Annotated in this window: 17 protein-coding genes; 12 read left to right on the forward strand and 5 right to left on the reverse strand. The window is 73.6% G+C overall.

Features of this window, described 5'->3' with window-relative positions; all coding sequences use genetic code 11:
• Positions 1-72: 72 nt before the first annotated feature.
• Both JIW86_RS35915 and JIW86_RS35920 read left to right on the forward strand, forming a co-directional pair.
• Positions 73-1,236 carry a hypothetical protein gene (locus JIW86_RS35915; RefSeq protein WP_257558445.1) on the forward strand — a complete coding sequence of 388 codons (1,164 nt, stop codon included), beginning with the start codon at positions 73-75 and terminating at the stop codon, positions 1,234-1,236.
• A 67-nt stretch (positions 1,237-1,303) separates the two neighbouring features.
• Positions 1,304-1,510, forward strand: a complete 207-nt coding sequence (locus JIW86_RS35920; RefSeq protein ID WP_257558447.1) for a hypothetical protein — start codon at positions 1,304-1,306, stop codon at positions 1,508-1,510.
• Positions 1,511-1,559: 49 nt separating this feature from the next.
• On the opposite strand, the gene JIW86_RS35925 is transcribed toward JIW86_RS35920, so the two are convergent.
• From JIW86_RS35925 to JIW86_RS35945, 5 genes are all read right to left on the reverse strand, one after another.
• A complete protein-coding gene (locus tag JIW86_RS35925) occupies positions 1,560-2,438 on the reverse strand; it encodes a hypothetical protein (RefSeq protein WP_257558448.1) in 879 nt (292 codons plus the stop codon).
• Positions 2,439-2,718: 280 nt separating this feature from the next.
• Positions 2,719-3,117 (reverse strand): hypothetical protein, encoded by a 399-nt coding sequence (locus tag JIW86_RS35930; RefSeq protein ID WP_257558450.1) that lies wholly within the window; start codon positions 3,115-3,117, stop codon positions 2,719-2,721.
• A gap of 126 nt (positions 3,118-3,243) precedes the next feature.
• A complete protein-coding gene (locus JIW86_RS35935; protein ID WP_257558460.1) occupies positions 3,244-4,206 on the reverse strand; it encodes an alpha/beta fold hydrolase in 963 nt (320 codons plus the stop codon).
• Positions 4,207-4,328: 122 nt separating this feature from the next.
• Complete coding sequence (locus JIW86_RS35940; RefSeq protein WP_257559567.1) at positions 4,329-4,577, reverse strand: DUF6059 family protein; 249 nt, start codon at positions 4,575-4,577, stop codon at positions 4,329-4,331.
• 124 nt (positions 4,578-4,701) lie between these two features.
• Entirely contained in the window at positions 4,702-6,300 is a 1,599-nt protein-coding gene (locus tag JIW86_RS35945) for an AMP-binding protein (RefSeq protein WP_257558462.1), read from the reverse strand.
• A gap of 234 nt (positions 6,301-6,534) precedes the next feature.
• On the opposite strand from JIW86_RS35945, the gene JIW86_RS35950 reads away from it, so the two are divergent.
• The 10 genes from JIW86_RS35950 (at position 6,535) to JIW86_RS35995 (ending at position 19,447) form a co-directional block, all read left to right on the forward strand.
• Complete coding sequence (locus JIW86_RS35950; RefSeq protein WP_257558464.1) at positions 6,535-7,815, forward strand: condensation domain-containing protein; 1,281 nt, start codon at positions 6,535-6,537, stop codon at positions 7,813-7,815.
• A complete protein-coding gene (locus JIW86_RS35955) occupies positions 7,812-9,107 on the forward strand; it encodes an MFS transporter (RefSeq protein ID WP_257558466.1) in 1,296 nt (431 codons plus the stop codon). Before JIW86_RS35950 ends, JIW86_RS35955 begins: the two co-directional genes overlap by 4 nt.
• Before the next feature lie 89 nt (positions 9,108-9,196).
• A complete protein-coding gene (locus JIW86_RS35960) occupies positions 9,197-11,641 on the forward strand; it encodes an ATP-grasp domain-containing protein (protein ID WP_257558467.1) in 2,445 nt (814 codons plus the stop codon).
• A gap of 90 nt (positions 11,642-11,731) precedes the next feature.
• Positions 11,732-13,390 carry a carbamoyltransferase C-terminal domain-containing protein gene (locus JIW86_RS35965; RefSeq protein ID WP_257558469.1) on the forward strand — a complete coding sequence of 553 codons (1,659 nt, stop codon included), beginning with the start codon at positions 11,732-11,734 and terminating at the stop codon, positions 13,388-13,390.
• A complete protein-coding gene (locus tag JIW86_RS35970) occupies positions 13,387-14,766 on the forward strand; it encodes a KamA family radical SAM protein (protein WP_257558471.1) in 1,380 nt (459 codons plus the stop codon). The genes JIW86_RS35965 and JIW86_RS35970 overlap by 4 nt, the downstream gene beginning before the upstream one ends.
• Positions 14,763-16,043, forward strand: a complete 1,281-nt coding sequence (locus tag JIW86_RS35975; RefSeq protein ID WP_257558473.1) for a pyridoxal phosphate-dependent aminotransferase — start codon at positions 14,763-14,765, stop codon at positions 16,041-16,043. Before JIW86_RS35970 ends, JIW86_RS35975 begins: the two co-directional genes overlap by 4 nt.
• Positions 16,040-16,756 (forward strand): maleylpyruvate isomerase family mycothiol-dependent enzyme, encoded by a 717-nt coding sequence (locus JIW86_RS35980; RefSeq protein WP_257558475.1) that lies wholly within the window; start codon positions 16,040-16,042, stop codon positions 16,754-16,756. The genes JIW86_RS35975 and JIW86_RS35980 overlap by 4 nt, the downstream gene beginning before the upstream one ends.
• 29 nt (positions 16,757-16,785) lie before the next feature.
• Positions 16,786-17,934, forward strand: a complete 1,149-nt coding sequence (locus JIW86_RS35985) for a hypothetical protein (RefSeq protein ID WP_257558477.1) — start codon at positions 16,786-16,788, stop codon at positions 17,932-17,934.
• A 62-nt stretch (positions 17,935-17,996) separates the two neighbouring features.
• Complete coding sequence (locus tag JIW86_RS35990) at positions 17,997-18,278, forward strand: acyl carrier protein (RefSeq protein WP_257558478.1); 282 nt, start codon at positions 17,997-17,999, stop codon at positions 18,276-18,278.
• The gene (locus JIW86_RS35995; RefSeq protein WP_257558480.1) at positions 18,275-19,447 is read left to right on the forward strand and encodes an acyl-CoA dehydrogenase family protein; all 1,173 of its coding nucleotides are present in this window, start codon (positions 18,275-18,277) and stop codon (positions 19,445-19,447) included. The genes JIW86_RS35990 and JIW86_RS35995 overlap by 4 nt, the downstream gene beginning before the upstream one ends.
• Positions 19,448-19,458 lie beyond the last annotated feature (11 nt).

Here is a 19,458-nt window from a genome sequence, read left to right on the forward strand (position 1 = left end):
TCCCCGCCCCGCCTCCGCCTGCGCGGAGAAGGGAGGGAGGCGGCCCGCTTGGAACCGAGGAGAGGGAAGCGCATGAAGAACCGACTCGCACTCGCCGGATCTGCCGTTGTGGCAAGTGTCGGACTGTGTACGGCGGCCACGCCCGCCATGGCGCAGGTCCCGTTGAACCTCAGCGTCGTCTGTGGTGACGTGGCCGGACTCATCACGGCCATCGGGCAGGCGAACGCGCATACCGACGGGGGCACGGTCAATCTGGCCAAGGACTGCGTGTACCGCTTCCAGGACGACTCCGAGAACTCGGGCAGCGCCCTGCCGGCCATCACCGGGAAGGTCGGCATCGTCGGGCACAACTCGACCCTGATCCGTTCCGTGCGCGACGGCCTCCCGTTCTTCCGCATCCTCGCGGTCAGCGAAGGCGGCCGGCTCACCCTGAAGGGTGTCAGCGTGACCGGTGGGCACACCGATGGTGACGGCGGCGGCATCGCCAATGAAGGAACCCTGCGGCTGGAGGACAGCAAGGTCGTGGGCAACCAGGCGGGCGGGGAGGGCGGGGGCATCTCCAACGAGGGCGGCGACGTCACGCTCGTCGACAGTGAGGTCCTGACCAACGTGGCCACCTCCTCGGCGGGCGAACCCGGCCACGGCGGCGGCCTCAGCAACAGCGAGACCGGCACCCTCACGCTCAAGAAGAGCATCCTCGCCGGCAACACGGCGGACGAGGACGGCGGCGCCATCCAGAACCACGGCACGCTGACCGTCGACCGCGGCTACATCGCGAACAACGAGGCCCGTGACGCCGACGGCGGCGGCATCAACAACCTCGGCTCCGCGAAGATCAAGCAGACCAAGATCGTCGAGAACTGGGCCGGTATCGACGGCGGTGGCCTCAACAACGGTGTGGACGGGACGCTGGAGGTCCAGAACACGTCCTTCGTCGGCAACAAGGCGGGCAACGACGGGGGCGGCATCAACAACGAAGGCACCGCGACGCTGAAGAAGGGCCGCGTCGAGACGAACTCGGCAGGCCGCGACGGCGGTGGCATCAACAACGAGCAGGTGGCCGGGGCCGACACCGCGCAGCTGACGCTCGAACACACGACGGTCGCGGAGAACCGCGCCGCCGGGGCGGGCGGCGGCATCAACAACCGGGTCGGCGCCGTCGTGACCCTCACGGAGAGCGACATCGACTCGAACCTGCCCACCAACTGTGCCGGCACGGTTCCGGGCTGCTCCTGACAGGCGCGTCGCGGCAGGTGGAGCACATGCAGCTGCCACGGACGAGGGGGAGTGGTCGGATCGGTACATGAACGATCCCTACGCGATTGACGTCCTGGCCGTATCGGCTCCGGCCGGTCTCGCCGAGCGCCGGGCGGCCCGCCGCACGGCGGCCGCCCATGCGGAGAACGCCGAGGAGCTGGAGGTCCTCCTCGACATGCTCGGCCTCCACCCCGACCACGACGCCTCCGCCACGGGCGGGGAGGGCGTGCCCTTGCGTCCCCGGCGCCCGTAGGCCGTACGGGCGCCGGGGACGAGCGCCGGGGACGGGCGCAGGCGAGGCGCTACCAGTAGACGACCACGTAGCCGTCGCCGCCGTCCTCGCCGTCGGTACCGGGCGAGCCGCCGGGCGCGGCCGGGCCGCCGATGCCGCCGGCACCGCCGCCCCCGGAGTTCGCGGGCGTGCCGACGATGCCGTCGACGGGCTCCCCGCCGCTGCTGTCGGGGTTGCCGGGGTTGCCGGGCCGGTTCACCCCGCCCGTCGAGCAGGTGCCGTTGCCGCCCAGGCCGGGCGTGCCCGCGACGCCAGGGGTGGACGACACGGCGGCGCCTCCGCCTCCGCCGCCGGTGCCGCCGGTGGCGGAGAGCAGGACGGTGTTGCTCGACGACCGGGTCACGGTCGTGACGGTTCCGGCGGTTCCGGCGGTACCCGGGCCCGCGGGTACGCCGGGACCGCCACTGCCGTTGTCGCCTCCCTCGCCGACGTCGACTCCGTACTCGGCCAGCGGAGTGACCTTGACGAGGCACCAGGTGAAGCCGCCGCCCCCGCCGCCGCCGCCGATTCCGCCGTCGGCACCGGTCCGCGGGGCGCTGCCGCCACCTCCGCCGCCGCCCCCGCCGCCGCCCCACGCCTGGACGTACACCTGCGTGACGCCCGCGGGCGCGGTGAAGGTGTTGTCGGAGGTGAACTGAAGCAGGCCGTGGGCGACCGCAGCGCCGGGCGCCGGCGTCTTCTTGTCCTTGCCTTTGCCCTTGTCCTTGCCCTTGTCCTTGTCCGAGGCCTTCTGCTTCTGCGCCGACGGCTTGGGCCCGTCGGCGGAGGCAGCCGGGGCCAGGGCCACCAACTGGCCGGTCAGGGCCGCCGCCGCGGCGACGGAGGCGAGCAGGACCCGCGAGCGTGCCCGGGGCCGGTGAGTCGTCGCCTTCTGGTGGTTCAGGTTCATGAACTTCCTTCCCCGCCGACGCCGTGGGCTGCCGCGGGAGTGTGAGGGGAGATAAGAGGAGAACCATGCGTTGCGAGGTCCGGACGGTTCTCCACGCGCCGCTCATCCGACCTGCCGACCCCCCGGACCCGGCGCCGGCAGGGCCGGGCCTGTGGCCCAGTCAGGTGAGCAATTCGTCATACCGGCGCAACCGGGAGTGGGGCGATCTCCCGGGTATAGGCCCATCGGCCGTCCTCGGGCGGCGGCCGGCGGCGGCCGGCGGCGGCCGGCGCCACCGCCGTCACACGGCGACGAGGGGGCGGCCGGATGCGACGAGGGCGATCTCCGCGTCCACGGTGCCGAGTTCGTCCCGGCGGTCCATGAGGCCGAGCTGCTCCCGGTAGCCGGCCAGCGAGGCGAGGAGCAGGTCTGCCCGCTCGGGCTCCAGCGCGTACATGCGCCGCGCGGCGGCGACGGACTCGGCCCGGAGGGCCAGCGCCGTCTCCGGCCGGTCGGCGAACTCCTGGCGGCTGTAGTCGTACAACGCGACGGCCAGCAGGGGCAGATAGGCCAACGGGCTCACTTGGACGAGAACCCGGAACGCAGCGACCTGCTGCCGGACCGGCAGGGTCCCTGATCCGAGGAGGGCCACCCGGGCTCGCAGTACCGCGTCGTGATTGATCTTCGCCGTGTGATTCATGAGGGAGATTCTGAAAGCCGCACAGGTGTCCAAACAAGGGCATTCAGCTGTGCTGTTCGTCCTACGAAAACACCGTCTGACCTGTCATGATGGAAACGTCTTCACCCCTGGGCCCGCCCCGGAGGCCTACGCCTTCGTGTTGACGCGGCCGGCCGTGAGCCTGATGGCACTGATCGTCAGGTCGGGGTCGTGGACCTGTACGTAGTGGTCGCTGCCGGTGGCCAGGATGTGCGGGGTCTGGGAGCCCAGGTCCACCAGCGTCTGCTGGACGGCGGGCCAGCTGCGCTCCACGGTGGCCAGCAGGGTCTTGGAGGTCCCGGGCGCGGCGGCGAAGGGTTCCGTCTTGCTGAGGACCGCCATGGGAACCTCGGGCAGGGGCTTGGCCGCGGTCACGGCGTCGATCGCGCCGTCGATGTCGACCTTCTCGAATCCCGGTCGCGAGTCGAAGGGCGTACCGGGGTTGTTGAGCAGTTTCACGTACGAGGGCCACTCCGTGCCGAAGAGCTGCCGGATGTTCGTGCCGAAGGCGTCGACGAAGACGAGGCCGGCTGTCTTCTCCGGATGCCGCTGGGCGTACAGCCGGGTGATCATTCCGCCGAAGGAGTGGCCGACGAGCAGGTAGGGGCCCGGGAGGTGCGCGGTCGTCAGCAGCTTGTCGAGATCGTCGGCCATGGCGGCGAGCGAACGCGTGCCGTTCACCTGCGTGCTGCGGGTGGTGACCGCCGGGGGGTCGGAGTAGCGGATGGTTCCGGGCCGGTCGTATGCGCAGACTCGTGCGAACCTCGCGACGCCCGGGAACACCGCGGGGGAATCCGGCACCGGCGGCCGGGTGTCGGTGATGTTCCAGGTGTCGGAGGAATCGTGGATCCCGGATTCCAGGATGACGGTGGGGCCGCCGCTGCCCTTGCAGCTCAGGTACAACCTGCGGCCGCCGCCCACGTCGACCTGGCCGGAGTAGTCTCCGGTGGCCGGTACGGAGGAGGAAGCGGCAGGAGCGCCGCGAAGGGCCGAAGGGCCGCCGCACCCGGGCGCCGTGGCCAGTACCCCGGCGACCAGACAGGCGGTCAGGAACGGAATTCGCTGTCGCATCGGCTCTCCGAGTCCCTCGTCGGTTCCCGCCTCCGGTGCCCGCCCCTGGCGCCCGGCCCCGATCATCCGGCAGAAGCGGCCGGAGCCGCGGCATTGCCGAAGCGGGTGTCGGGAACCGGACGTCAGCGCACGGGCCACCGGTTCTCGAGGTCGCGGAGCAGGGCGCGTTCCACCGGGCTGAAGGGCAGGTCGGGGCGCAGCCGTTCGGGGTGACCCGGCGGCGGGCCGTCGAGCGGGACGGCCCTGAGGTGGGGCTCGTGCTCGGCGCGCAGTGTCTCCCCGCCCAGGTGGAGGGTGCCGAAGGTGACCAGGCCCTGCCACACCGCGCCCGCCCACCGCCGTGCGAGGGAAGGCCGCCTGCCGGGTCGCATGTCCACTGTCGCCCTCATTCGTCGTACCGATGTTGCTCCCGCAGATGCTTCCGGCCGCCCCTGGGCCCCCGCTCGACGTCGACTCGGGACGCACTCGGGTTCCACCGGAGCCCGCCCGTCGCTCTCACAGCAGGGCCAGCAGCGCCGCCCGGTCGGTCTTGCCGTTGGCGGTGACGGGCAGGGCGGGAACCGACCTGACCTCCTGCGGAACCATGTACGCCGGCAGGGTGTCGGCGCAGAAGGCGCGCACCCGAGCGGCGTCCGGGGCGGCCTCGGCTCCCGTTCCCGGCTCCGGTACGACGAACGCGCACAGCACGGTTCCCTCGGCGCCGCGCTCCTCGGCGAACACCGCCGCCGCGGCCGTCCCGGGGAGCTCCAGCAGGCGGCGTTCCACCTCACCGAGCTCCACCCGGTTGCCGCGGATCTGCACCTGCGAGTCGGTCCGCCCCTTCAGCCGGAAGGCGCCGCTCGGGTCGCGGTAGGCGAGGTCCCCGGTGCGCAGCAGCGCCTGCCCGGACCGCGGCTCCAGCGGATCGGGCGCCAGCGCCGCGCTGGTGGCCCGCGGGTCGTCCCAGTACCCCGAGAAGAGCGCGGGGGTCCGCAGCAGGATCTCCCCGGTGACGTACGGCTCGTCGACGACCCGGCCGGCCGCGTCGACCAGCAGCATCTCCGCGCCGGGGTGGGCGACGCCGATGGACAGGTCCGTCTCGTCCGCGGGCAGCGGCCGGGGGACCTCGGCGAAGGAGGCGGCCATGGACTCGGTGCTGCCGTAGCAGTTGACGATCCGCAGGTCGGGCCGGATCTCCTGGATGCGGCGCAGCTGGGGCAGGGGGAACTTCTCGCCGCAGAACAGGATCGTGCGCAGCGAGCCGAGTGCGACGAGCCGGCCGGCGTCCCGGCGCAGCACGGAAGTCCAGAGCGACGGCACCCCGTTGACCTGGGTGACGCCCGCCTCGCGCAGCGCGGACAGGAAGCGCCGGGGCCAGCGCACCACCTCGGGCTTGAGCGGTACCACGGCGGCGCCGGCGCCCAGGGCCATGCCGAAGTTCAGCAGCGAGAAGTCGAACTGCAGGGGCGAGGTGGAGGCCACCCGGTCGTGCTCGGTGACCAGCCCGGCAGCCAGCATGCCGCGGTAGAACGCCACGACCGCGCGGTGGCTCATCACCACGCCCTTGGGCCGTCCCGTGGTGCCCGAGGTGAAGATGATGTACGCCGGGTCGGTGACCGACCGCTCGGTGCGTCGCCGCGCCCGGGGCGCGGGCGCCCGTTCGGCGCTCACCCCGTCCGCGGTGAAGGTGGCGGTGCCGGTACCCGTGCCGGCGGGCAGTTCCGTGGCCGGGGTCCCGGCGTCCCGCAGGTGCAGTGTCGGATCCGTCGCGGCGACGATCGACAGCAGCCGATCCCGCGGGGTCTGCGGGCTGACCGGGACGAACGCGGCGCCCAGCGTGGAGCAGGCCAGCAGCGCGGCGAGGGCCGCGGCGGAGGCGTCCGCCTCCAGTACGACGCGGTCGCCGACGCCGACCCCCAGCGCGGCCAGCCCGTCGGCGAGGACGCGCACCGCCGTGGCCAGTTCTCGATGGGTGGTCTCCAGCGTTCCGCTATCGGACGGCTCGATGACGGCCGGCCGGTCGGGAAACGTCGCGGCGGCCGCCAGCAGGAATTCGTGGAGGAATTCCGCAGGTGACGTGCCATAAGGCGGGGACAGTCGGTCGCCGTGGTTCATGCGGGTCTCCCATTCATCCTCACAGTGCGTCAATTGCCGCACTGGACATGCTTCAACAGGTTGTGTAATCGTCTATCCGGCAGCGGAAAAAACTTTCCGCCATGCAGAATTATCGATGCCCTTTCGAGGATCGCCGGAGCATCGCTCGATAAACGCTCGACGGGAACTCGAAAAACGCTAGAGAGCCACTGGAAAACCTCTCGAATAACACCGGAATTGGAGGTCGGTCCCCAAATGTTTCAGGCCATTCCGCTTTCGCTGGGCCAGCTGTCGGTCTGGCACGACATCCGGGATCTGCCCCCGGCCAGACGCCACGAGCCCAACAACGCGGCCGTGTGGACCCTCCCCGCGGACACCGGCGTACGCCAAGTGCACGGCGCGCTGGGTGCGTTGGCCCGCAGGCACCCCTCGCTGCGCACCCGATACGACCTGACCGACCCCGACGCGCCGCGCCAGCTGCCGGCGGACGAGGCCGCCACCGTCGCACTCGACCGGATCGAGGCCGACCCGGGCGATGCCCACACCGTCGCCGCCGAACTGGCCTCCCGCCCCTTCGACCTCGGCTCCGAACACGGCTGGCGGGCACGCCTGCTGACCCACGGGGACACCGCCCGCACGCTGGTCTTCGTCAAGCACCACATCGTCGCCGACGCCTGGGCGCAGGAGCTGCTCCGCGTCCAGCTGTCCCAGGCCCTCGCCGGCGCCGCTCCCACTCCCGCGGCCGGGGCCCCGGCGCCGGGCCCGGCCGAGCTCGCCGCCGAGCAGTTCTCCGAGGCCGGGCTCAGCCGGCAGGCCGCGGCCCTGCGGCACTGGGAGCGGCTGCACTCCGACACGCCCCGCACCGCCCTCCCGCACCGGCCCGACGATCGCGGCACCGCCGTGCAGGCCACCCTCCGCTCGGCCCCCGCCCTGTCCGCCGCCCGCGTCCTCGCCGACCGCGCCGGTGTCTCCGTGGCCTGCGTCGTCCTCGCCGCGTACGCCCGCTCCGTGGCCCGGCTGTGCGCCGACGGCCAGGCCGAACCAGAGGCCCTGCACGTCCAGTTGATGAGCTCCAACCGGTTCACCCCCCGCTGGAAGGGCCTGGTCACCTCCATGAACCAGTGGGCGCCCGCCCTCCTCCCGCTGCCGCCCGCCACCAACCTCGTCGGCCTCGCCCGCGCCGCCCACTGGAGCAGCCTCACCGCGTTCCGGCACGGCATGCACGACGTCACCGCCGTGGCCCGGCTCCGTGACCGGGCCGCCGCCCCCGAACCCACCTGCGCCTACAACTTCGTAGCCCTGCCCGACGGTGCTCCCGCCGCCGTCACCACCGCGCCCGACCCCGGCGACCAGAGCCCCACCCTCCGCTGGGAGACCCCGTTCACCACCATCGGACCGCGCTGCTACGCCCGCGCCGACGACATCGGCGGCGTGCTCAGCGTCCGGCTCACCGTCCGCGACCTCGGCCGTGACCAGGCCGCTGCCCTCCTGTGGGACCTGCACGCACGGCTGCTCGCCGAAGGGAAGACGGCATGACCGCGCCGACCGCACCCGTACCCGCCCCTGCCCCCGCCCCGGCCGCTCCGCGACCGAGCCTGTGGCGCAACGCCGACTTCCTCAAACTGTGGACCGGCCAGACCGTGTCCCTGTGCGGCACCTACGTCACCCAGCTCGCGCTGCCGTTCGTCGCGCTCACCGTGTTCGACGCCTCGCCCGCGCAGGTCGGCACCCTGACCGCCGTGCAGTTCCTGCCCGTCCTGCTGCTCACCGTGTTCGTGGGCCGCTGGGTGGACCGCCGCAGGCGCAGGCCGCTGCTCGTCGGCGCCGACCTGGTCCGCGCCGTCGCCCTCGCCGCGGTGCCGCTCGCCTGGTGGGCCGACGGACTCAGCCTCGGCCTGCTCTACACGGTGGCGCTCGCCGTGGGCTGCTGCAACGCCCTCTTCGACGTCGCCTACCTCTCGTACCTGCCGAGCCTGGTCGACCGCCGGGACCTGGTCGCCGCCAACAGCAAACTCCAGGGCAGCTACGCGCTCGCCCAGGTGGGCGGCCCCGGACTCGGCGGCCTGCTCATCCGCCTCGCCGGCGCCCCCGTCGCGCTGCTGATCGACGTGGCCTCGTACCTGGTGTCCGCGGTGACCCTGCTCCTGATCCGCACCCGCGAGGACGCCCCGCCCCCCTCCCGCCCCGACGAGGACGGCGGACTGTGGCACCAGCTCGGCGCCGGATTCACCTTCATCCTCCGCGAACCGGCCCTGCGCCTGCTCACCTTCAAGGGCGCCTGGTTCAACCTGTGCGAACAGGCCCTGCTCACCGTCTTCCTGGTGTACGCCGTACGGGAACTCGGCCTCGGCGCCGGGGCCCTGGGCACCTGCATCGGCCTCGGCAGCCTCGGCGCCGTGCTCGGCACCGTCCTCGCCCGCCGCGCCGGGCGGGCCCTCGGCGTCGCACGCGTCCTGGTCGGCTCCATGGCCTGCGGCTGCGCCGCCCCCGCGGTCATCCTCCTGCCGGACGGCAGCGACCTGGGCTCCCTCGCCCTGATCACGGGCGCGTTCGCGGTGTTCAGCATCGGATTCACCGTCTTCAACGTCTACTTCGTCACCCTGCGCCAGACCGTCACCCCGCCCGACCGCCTGGGACGCGTCACCGCCGCCTACCGCACGCTGGCCTTCGGAACCTTCCCGCTCGGCGCCTGGGCGGGCGGCGCCCTCGCCGGACAGCTGGGCCTGCACACCGCACTCGTCGTGGTCTGTGCCGCCTTCGCGGCCGGCTGGCTGCTCTTCGCCGCCTCGTCCCGCGTGCTGAAGCCCCTGACCGTCTCTCTCGACTGAGCACGGACCGAGCACACACCGAGCACACGCCGAGTACACACCGCGCATCCACAGCCGCCTTGCCGCACCCACCCTCTGGAGGCTCCGCCATGCCTGAACACGTGATCATCATCCACCGGTGGACCGACCGCTACGCCGACTACGCCGCCTACATCGACCACACCGCCCACCGCGTCAGCTACCTCACCACCGAGCGCGCCGTCCGCTCGCTCCCCACCGGCCTGGCGGCCGGGGTGGCCCTGGTGGACAGCACCGAGAACGTGCCGGCGGTCCTCATCCGGGTCGCCGAGCTCGTGGCCCGCAGCGGCCCCCCGACCCGGATCGTCGCCCTCCAGGAGACCGACCTGGACCTCGCCGCCGAACTCCGCGCCGCCCACGGCCTGCCCGGCACGCACCCCGCCGACCTGGAACCGCTGCGCGACAAGCTGGTCATGGCGCGCCGGCTGCACGCCGCCGGGCTGCCCGCCCCCGCCACCGAGCCCGCCCCGGACCCGGCGGCCGTCGAGGAGTTCGCCGCCCACCACGGCTGGCCCGTGCTCGTCAAGCCCCGCCGCGGCACCGCCAGCGCCGCCATCACCCGCCTCGACGACGCCGGGCAGCTCGCCGCGTACCGGCTGCCCGAGGGCACCGAGATGATCGTGCAGCCGTGGCAGCCGCACCAGGTGCTGCACGTCGACGGTGTCTACACCGGTTCCTGCCTCGGCGCCTGGCGGGCCTCCCGCTACCTGAACACCTGCCTGGAGTTCACCTCCGGAAGCGCGCTCGGCTCCGTCGAGATCGACCACGAGGCGACCCTGGAAGCCGTCGGCGCGCTCACCCTCGCCACCGCCAGGGCCCTGTTCACCGGACCCTCCGTCTTCCACCTCGAACTCTTCCGCGACGAGCGCGGCGAGCTCTCCGTACTGGAGATGGCCGCCCGCCCCGGCGGCGCCGAAGTCCCCTTCGTGTGGCGCGAAGTGCACGGCATCGACCTGATGGCCGCCGCCTTCTCCCACCAGACCGGCCTGCCCGACACCTCGGGCACCGCCGTCGACGACCCCTCACAGGTCGCCGGCTGGCTGCTGGTGCCCCCGTCCGAGGCCACCCCCAGCCGGGTCCGCGCCGTCAGCTCCCACCAGGGCGACGGCCCGTACGCCGAGGTCCTCCCGGCCGTCGGCGCCCTCGTCACCGGCGGCGGGTACGAGCACGCCGGAGCCCGCTTCCGCTTCCGCGGCCACAGCACCGCCGAGGTCGAGGCCGCCGTACGGCGCACCGCCCGCACCGCCCGGCTCGAGACCACCGCACTCGATCCCGACGCCCCCGCCCGCATCGTCGTCGTCGGCTGCGGCACCCCGGCCTACCGGTCGTACTCCCTGGACGCCGTCGCAGCCCGCGCCCAGACCGCACTCGTCCAGCCCGCCCCCGCCGACTGGCAGCTCCCGTACGTCCAGGACCGCCACCGGACCGCCGACACCTCGGACCCGGCGGCGACCACCGCCGCCGTCGCCTCGCTGCTCGCCGCGCACCCCGGCCCCGCCGGAGTCCTCACCTGGGACGAGACGCTGCTGCGCACCACCGCCGAGGTGGCGGCCCGGCTCGGCCTGCCGCACATGAGCCCCGACGCCGTGGACCGCTGCCGGGACAAGCTCACCACCCGCCGCATCCTGGGCGCCGCAGGCGTCCCGTCCGCCGGGTTCCGCCACGTCCGCACACCGGCCGAGGCCCTGGACGCCGCCGAGGCCCTCGGCTACCCCGTCGTCGTCAAGCCGCGCGCCCTCGCCGGGTCCATCGGGGTCACGCTCGCCTCCGACACCCGCGAACTCGCCGCCGCCTTCGACCAGGCCGCCGGATCCTCCTTCCCCGGCATCACCGGACTCGACGGAGTGATCGTCGAGGAGTACCTGACCGGCCCCGAGATCAGCGTGGACTGCGCCGTCCAGGGCGGCCGGGCGGTGGTGGTGAACGTCGCCCGCAAACGCCTCGGCTTCACCCCCTACTTCGAGGAGGTCGGCCACCTCGTGGCGCCCTGGCGGCACGAGCCCTGGGCCGACGCCGTCCTGTCCGTGGTCACCGAGGCCCACGCGGCGCTCGGCATCCGCACCGGCCTCACCCACACCGAGCTTCGGCTCACGCCCACCGGACCGCGCGTCGTCGAGGTCAACGGCCGCCTCGGCGGTGACTTCATCCCGCTGCTCGGCGCCCTCGCCACCGGCGTCGACCTGGTCGCCGCCGCCTGCGACATCGCCCTCGGCCGCACCCCCGACCTCACCCCGACCCGGGACCGCTGCGCCGAGGTCACCTTCGTCTACCCGCCGCACGACGGGCAGGTCCGCTCCCTCGACCTCAGCGCCGCCGAAGCCGTGCCCGGCGTCGAACGGGCCGTCGCCCTCGCCGCCCGGGGCACCGAACTCCTCCTGCCGCCGCGCGGCATCGTGCCGCGGCTGGCCGCCCTGCTGGTCACCGGCGACACCCCCGAGCAGTGCGCCACCGCGTCGGCGCGCGCGGCCCGCGCCGTACGAGCCGACGTCACCCCGCTGGTCACGGCCGCGGGCTGACACCCCGCGACACCCCGCCGTCTCCCGCCCCGCGACAACCCCGTCCCACCAGACCGCACGACCGTACGCACCCGATGAAAGGCGATCACCATGTGGACCCTCGGAGTCAACGCACCTCCCACGGGCTGGCACGACACCGCCGCCTGCCTCGTCAACGGCGAAGGCGAGATCATCGCCTTCAGCGAGGAAGAGCGCATCAACCGCCACCGCCACTCGCTGTACCGCAAGCCCGTCAGCGCCGCCCGCCTCTGCCTCGACCGGGCCGGCATCAGCCCCGCCGACATCGACGTCGTCGCCCTCGGCTGGGACGTCGACCAGCTCTACCCCGGCCGCTTCACCAGCGACGCCGACTTCCTCGCGTACGCCGTCGGACTCGACTTCGGCAGCGATCTCCCCGAGGTCGTCCGCGTCCCGCACCACGCCGCGCACGCCGCCTCCGCCTTCTACGCCTCACCGTTCCGCAAGGCCGGCGTCCTTGTCATCGACGGCCACGGCGAGAACGAGTCCTCCAGCATCTGGACCTTCGAGGACGGCAAGGAGCCCCGCCAGGAACGCTCCTGGGGCCGCACGGCCTCCCTCGGCTACGCCTACGACGCCGCCTCCACCTGGCTCGGCTTCTCCTTCCTCAACGCCGGCAAGACCATGGGCCTCGCCGCCTACGGCCGAGCCGCCGGGCTGGCGGCCGAGCAGCTCGTCGACATCCGGGACGAGGACTTCCGGCTCGCCATAGCCCCGCTGACCGAGGCGACCGGACGGGCCACCGCCGAGGACATCAAGCGGCAGTACGAGGCGCAGGTCGCCGCCTGGCGCGACCGCTACACCCGCATCGTCGGCGCCGACCGCCCGCAGGCGGACGAGGAGAACCTCCCCGACGACCCCAAGGCCGTGACCGTGGCCTGGACCGCGCAGCGCATCATCGAGGAGACCGTCACCCACCTCAGCGCCCTCACCCGCAAGATCGCCGGCGTGGACGAGCTCTGCCTGGCCGGCGGCGTCGCCCTCAACTGCTCCACCAACGGCACCCTGCCCGGCCCCCTGTACGTCCCGCCCGTGCCGCACGACGCGGGCGTCGCCCTCGGCGCCGCCTGGGCCGTCAGCCCGCCCAAGCAGCACACCCGTTCCCTCAGCCCGTACCTGGGCAGCGACATCGGCAGCGCGGCCGGCCTGGACACCAGCGGCCTGCACCGCACCGACCTCGACGTCGACGAGGTCACCCGGCTGCTGCTGGACGGCCGGGTCGGAGCAGTCGCCCAGGGCCGCGCCGAGGTCGGGCCCCGCGCCCTGTGCCACCGCTCCATCATCGCCTTCCCCAACACCGCCGAGGTCAACACCCGGGTCAACACGGTCAAGAACCGCGAGCAGTGGCGCCCCTTCGCCGGCGTCACCCGCCCCGGCTACAGCGCCAGGCTGTGGGAGCAGCAGGAGCACCTCAGCCGCTACATGCTCGGCGCGGCCAAGGCCACCGACCTGGGCCGCCAGGTCGCCCCCGGCGTCGTCCACGTCGACGGCACCACCCGCCCGCAGGTGCTGCGCGGCGACGACGCCCCGCTCGTCGGCGCCGTCCTCGACACCCTCGAACGCCAGGGCGTGCCGCCGGTCCTGCTGAACACCTCCTTCAACGACAAGGGCGAGCCGATCGTCGACACCGCGGTCCACGCACTGGGCGCCTTCCGCGCGATGCAGCTGGACTTCCTCGTCCTCGACGACGCCCTCTACACGAAGGAGACCGGCCAGGGGGCTGCACGGTGACCACGCCAGGAGCCCTCGCCACCGACCGCTTCACCGCGTACGGGCCGCGCCACCTCGACGAGATCGCCGCCCGCTACGGCCTGCCCGACGACATCCGCGAGACCGTCCGCCGCGTCTCCCAGGTGCTGCCGTTCCGGGTCAACTCGCACGTCCTGGAAGAGCTCGTCGACTGGGACCGGGTCCCCGACGACCCGATGTTCCAGCTCACCTTCCCCCAGCGGGGCATGCTCACCGCCGACGACGAGAACGAGATCGGCGTCCTGCTCGGCGACTCCGCCCGCAAACCCGAACTGCGCGCGGCCGTGGCCCGGATCCGCGCCGGGCTGAACCCGCACCCCTCCGGCCAGCGCGAACTCAACGTGCCCCACCACCAGGGTCAACCGGTCCCCGGACTCCAGCACAAGTACCGCGAGACCGTCCTCTACTTCCCCGGTCAGGGCCAGACCTGCCACGCCTACTGCACCTACTGCTTCCGCTGGGCCCAGTTCATCGGCGACGCCGACCTGCGCTTCGCGGCCCCCGATCCCTCCGGTCTGATCGACTACCTGGGGGAGCACCCCGAAGTCCACGACGTCCTGGTGACCGGCGGCGACCCGCTCATCATGTCCACCGAGCGGCTGCGCTCCCACCTCGAGCCGCTGCTCGACGTGGAGTCCGTACGCACCCTGCGCATCGGCACCAAGTCGCCCGCCTACTGGCCGCAGCGGTTCGTCACCGACCACGACGCGGACGACCTGCTGCGGCTCTTCGAACAGGTCGTGGCCTCCGGGCGGCAGCTCGCGGTGATGGCCCACTTCAGCCACCCCCGCGAACTCGACAACGACCTGGCCCGCCGGGCACTGGCCCGGATCCGGGCCACCGGCGCCGTCGTCTACTGCCAGGCACCGCTGATCGCGCACGTCAACGACGACGCCGGGGTGTGGAGCGAGCTGTGGCGCGCCGAACTCGCCGCCGGAGGCGTCCCCTACTACCTCTTCGTGGAACGGGACACCGGCCCCCACGACTACTTCAAGGTGCCCCTCGCCAAGGCCGTCGGCATCTTCCGCGCCGCCTACCGCACCCTGCCCGGGCTCGCCCGTACGGTCCGCGGCCCGGTCATGTCCGCCACCCCCGGCAAGGTCTGCGTCGACGGCGTGGAAGAGACCGGCGAGGGGCGCTGGTTCCAGCTGCGCATGGTCCAGGCCCGCAACCCGGCCCTGGTCGGACGACCCTTCCGGGCCCGCTACTCCACCACGGCCGCATGGCTGGACGACCTCCAGCTGCACCCCGACACCCCCGCCGACCTCGCGGACGCGCTGCGCGGCAGCACGGAGAGCGGCACGGAATCCGGCACGGCAAGCGGTGCGGCAACCGACCCGACGCGGGAACCGGCATGACGCAGCCGTCCCCGAACCTGACCCTCAACCACCTCGTGGAACAGCGGCGAGCCGCCGGCGAGCCCCTGGTCAACCTCACCTTCGGGGAGGCCCGGCTGCCCGTCATCCCCGAACTGGCGCAGCAGCTCGCCGCCGGCGCCCACCGAGCCTCCTACGGCCCGGTCGCGGGCGCCGAGGACGCCCGCAGCGCCGTCGCGGGCTACTTCGCGCGCCGGGGTCTGCCCACCGACCCGGCCGACGTCGTTCTCGCCCCGGGCAGCAAACCACTGCTGATGGCCCTGAACCTGGCGGTGGACGGCGACGTGCTGCTGCCCCGGCCCGCCTGGAACACCTACGCTCCGCAGGCCCGGTACGCGGGCAAGGAACCCATCGCCGTACCCGTCCCCGACGTGTGCGGGGGAGTACCCGAGCCCGGCGCGCTGCGCGTGGCGATCCGCCGTGCCCGGGCCGCCGGGCGCACCCCGCGCCTGCTGGTCCTCACCCTGCCCGACAACCCCACCGGCACCCTCGCCCCACCGGACCTGGTCCGCGAACTCGCCGCCGTCGCCGAGGCCGAGGACCTCCTGATCGTCTCGGACGAGATCTACCGCGACGTGGTCCACGACCCGGCCACCCCCTTCCTCAGCCCCGCCGACATCGCGCCCGAGCGCACCGTCGTCACCACCGGCCTGTCCAAATCCCTGGGCATCGGCGGCTGGCGCGTCGGCGCCGCCCGCTTCCCCGCGGGCCCCCGCGGCCGCGCGGTCCGCGCCGGGGTCGTCGCCGCGGCCAGCGAGATCTGGTCCACCCTCGCGGGCCCGCTCCAGCAGGTCGCCGCCTACGCGTTCGCCGAACCGGCGCCCATCCGCGAACGGTCGGCCGCCGCGGCCCGCCTGCACGGCGCCGTGGCCCGCGCGGTGCACGCCCGCGCGGTTGCCGCGGGGGCCCACTGCCGGCCGCCCACCGCCGGCTTCTACGTCTACCCGGACTTCGAGCCGTTGCGCGCCCCGCTCGCCCGGCGCGGCATCACCGACTCCGCCTCGCTCGCCGCCCACCTCCTCGACCACGGCGGCGTCGCCGTCCTCGCCGGACACCTGCTCGGCGACGACCCCGCGGCCCTCCGCTTCAAGGCCGCGACCAGCCTGCTCTACGGAGACGAGGAACAGCAGCTGCAAGCCCTGCGCGCCGAGGACCCCACCGCCCTGCCGCACATCGCGGACCAGCTCACCCGCATCGAGGCAGCCTTCACCCGGCTGACCGCGGGGCCCGGGCCCCGCCCGAACAGGAGGCCGTCATGAAGTCCCTCCCGCCCACCCCGGAGACCTTCGCCCTCATCGCCGACGCGGGCGACCGGCTGCTGCGCGGCCTCGACCGGCTCACCGACGCCGACGCGGCCGCCCCCTCCCGCCTCGACGGCTGGAGCCGCGCCCACGTACTCAGCCACCTCAGCGCCCAGGTCGACGCCCTGGAGCGGCTGCTGCACTGGGCCCGTACCGGCACCGAGACACCTCAGTACGCCGACCGGAGCGCCCGTGACACCGAGATCGAGGACGGCTCCCGGCAGCCCGCGGCCGCCCTCGTCGAGCGGGTGCGCGGCTCCGCGGACCGCTTCCTGACCACCGTCCGGGAGCTGCCCGACCCCGCCTGGCAGGCCGTCGTCCGCCCCTTCACCGGCGAACTGTGCACCCCCGGACGCATCCTGGTGATCCGGCTGCGCGAACTCGAGGTCCACCACACCGACCTCGCCCTCGGCTACGGCTTCGGCGACATCCCCCGGCCGGCCGTCGACGTCCTCCTGGACGACGTGTCCGGCTACCTCGCCGCGGCCGACGGCACCCCGCCCTGCACCCTCCGCGACGACACGGGAGCCCGGGTGACCGCCTTCGGCTCCGGCGGCCCCGTCGTCACCGGCCCCCGCGGAGCCCTGCTCGCCTGGCTCACCGGCCGCTCGACGGGGGAGGGGCTCACCGCACCCGGCGGCGCCCTGCCGCAGCTGCCCGCCTGGATCTGACGTACCGAACCACCCGGAAGGAGAACCAGATGAACGACCACCCGGCGTCGGCGCCGCTGCCCGAACGCCACGCGCTCGGCTCCGTGCACACCGAACTGCTCGACTGCATCCAGGTCAACCTGGCCGTGCTCGCCGACCACCACCACGGCCCGGACACCCACCTGCGGCTCGGGGCCGCCCTGCGCTGGCACTCCCGCCCCGGACCGAACGGACTGCCCACCGCCGACCCGCCGCTCGACCACCGGATCGCCGAGGCCGAACAGCTGCTGGGCCTGAAGGTCCGCAGCCGTACGCGGCTCACCGGAGCGGAGCTGTTGGCCGCCGTACGGGCCCGGGGCACCACCCACTACGTCGTCGCCGACGCCCACGCGATGCCCTGGCTGCCCTACCACGGCCGCCGCCACATGGACCACAGCTTCCTCCTCGCGCCGGGCCCCGACGGCTTCCACGTCGCCGACGGCTACCGCACCGACACCCCGTGGGGCCCCGCGGCCCCCGGTCACTGGCAGTTCGGCGCCGACGCCCTCGCCGGCATCGAGCACGCCGAGGTCATCGAGTGGGCGCCGCGGCTCCTCGACGCCACCGCCCCGCGACCCGAGTACGACGGCGGCGACCCCGCCCCCTACCTCGCCGCCTACGCGGACCACCCCGACCGGGCCGCCGCCCTCGAACAACTCTCCGCCGAGACCTGGCTGCTGGCCCGGGCCCGCGCCCTGCACGCCCGTTGGCGCGCCCGGCTGTCCCTGCCCGTGGACACCGAGCACCTGCGGAGCTGGGACCTGGTCGTGGAACAGTCCTACCTCGCCCACCGCAGGGTGGCACGCGGCCGGACCGAACCGCCCGGTGTACTGGACCGGCTCGCGGCGGCCCTCGCCGCCGACGCCGCCGCGTTCGCCACGCATGCACCGCAGGCCGCGCCGGACCCGGAGCTGCGGGCCGCCGTCGCCGCCATCGCCGCCTCCGTGCTCGACGCACCCCGCCAACGGCTCCTCGACGGAGCCGAGTTCACCGCCTTCCAGACGTTCAGCTCCTTCCGGCTCGTCGAGCTGATCGAACGGGTGGAGCGGGAGCTCGAGGTCGAACTCGACGCCGACGACCTGATCCCGGAGAACCTGCGCCGCGTCGACGACCTCTGCCAGATCGCCTCCCGCCCCTGGGCCGCCGCCCCGGCCGCATGACGCACGCACGGGCCGCCGCCCGTACCCGTACCCACTTCCCACCCGAGGAAAGGACCCTTCCCATGGACCCCCGTTTCATCGAGATCCTCCGCCCCTCCGCCGACGGCGCCACCGGCGCGGCCATCACCCCCGAGACCGACCTGCGCGCCCTCGGCATCGACTCCATGGGCGCGATCGAGCTGCTGTTCACCCTCGAGGACACCTTCGGGATCTCGCTGCCCGACACCGACCTCAACGACGAGACCTTCGCGACCGCCGGCAGCCTGTGGCAGGCCGTCGCCGCCCAGATCTCGCCGGGCCAGAGCTCCCCTGACCAGAGCTCCGCGGGCCAGGTGGCCGCATGACCACGGCCGTGACCACCGCCCGTACCGCGGCGGAGGCCGCCGAAGAGGTCGCCTCCGTCGCCGCCGAGCACGCGGCCCGCACCGACCGGGACGCGGCCTTCCCCGTCGAGGCACTCGCGGCCCTGCGCCGCACCCGCCTGCTCGGCCTGCTCGTCCCCACCGAACACGGCGGCCCGGGCGGCACCCTCCGCGACGTCGTCGAGGTGACCGAGAAGCTCGGCCGCGCCGACCTGTCCGTGGCCATGATCTTCGCCATGCACTGCCAGCAGGCCGAGGCACTGGTGCGCCACGCCCACGAGCCGCTGCGCTCCGCCCTGTTGCCCCGGCTCGCGGCCGGCGAGATCTACCTCGCCTCCGTGACCACCGAGGCGGGCAAGGGCGGCCACCTCCTCACCGCCGAGGCGGCCCTGGCCGAGCAGCAAGGCCGCCTGGAGATCGACCGGTTCGCGCCCGTGGTCACCGGAGGCGCCCACGCCGACGGCTTCCTCGTCACGATGCGCAGTCCCGGCGCCGACTCCGGCCATCAGGTCTCCCTCGTCTACGCCGACCGCGACCAGCTCGAGATCACCGGCGACGGCGACTGGCAGCCGCTCGGCATGCGGGCCAGCCACAGCGTGCCGCTCCGCCTCACCGGCAGCGTCCCCGGCCACCAGGTCGTCGGCGCCCACGGCGACTTCTCCCGCATCGCCGGCGAGATCTTCGCCCCGTACGCGCACGTCGGCTGGTCCGCGGCCTGGCTCGGCACGGCCGCCGGCGCCCTGTCCCGCGTCCTGCGGCTGCTGCGCGGCCCGGAGAGCCGCGGCCGCTTCGACATCGGCTCCGAACTGCTGCTCACCCGGCTGTCCCGGGCCCGGCAGCGGGTGGACACCGTCCACGCCCTGCTACGCCACACCCTCGCCGTGGTCGAGGAGGGCGCCGAACTGCACACCCCCAGCGGCCAGTTGCTGCTCAACGCCCTGAAGATCACCGCGGCCGAGCAGTGCCACGCCGCCGTCGACGACCTGGTGACCGCGGTCGGCCTGCGCCACGGCTACCTCAAGGACTCGCCGACCCGCCTCGAACAGGCCCTGCGCGACCTGCGGTCCGCCGCCCTCAACTACAGCAACGACCGGCTCCACCTCGCCGACGGCCGCCTCGCCCTGCGCGACACGGGGGTGCGCCTTGTCTGACCTCCGCACGC

It is taken from the genome of Streptomyces sp. NBC_00162, assembly GCF_024611995.1.
Classification (GTDB): domain Bacteria; phylum Actinomycetota; class Actinomycetes; order Streptomycetales; family Streptomycetaceae; genus Streptomyces.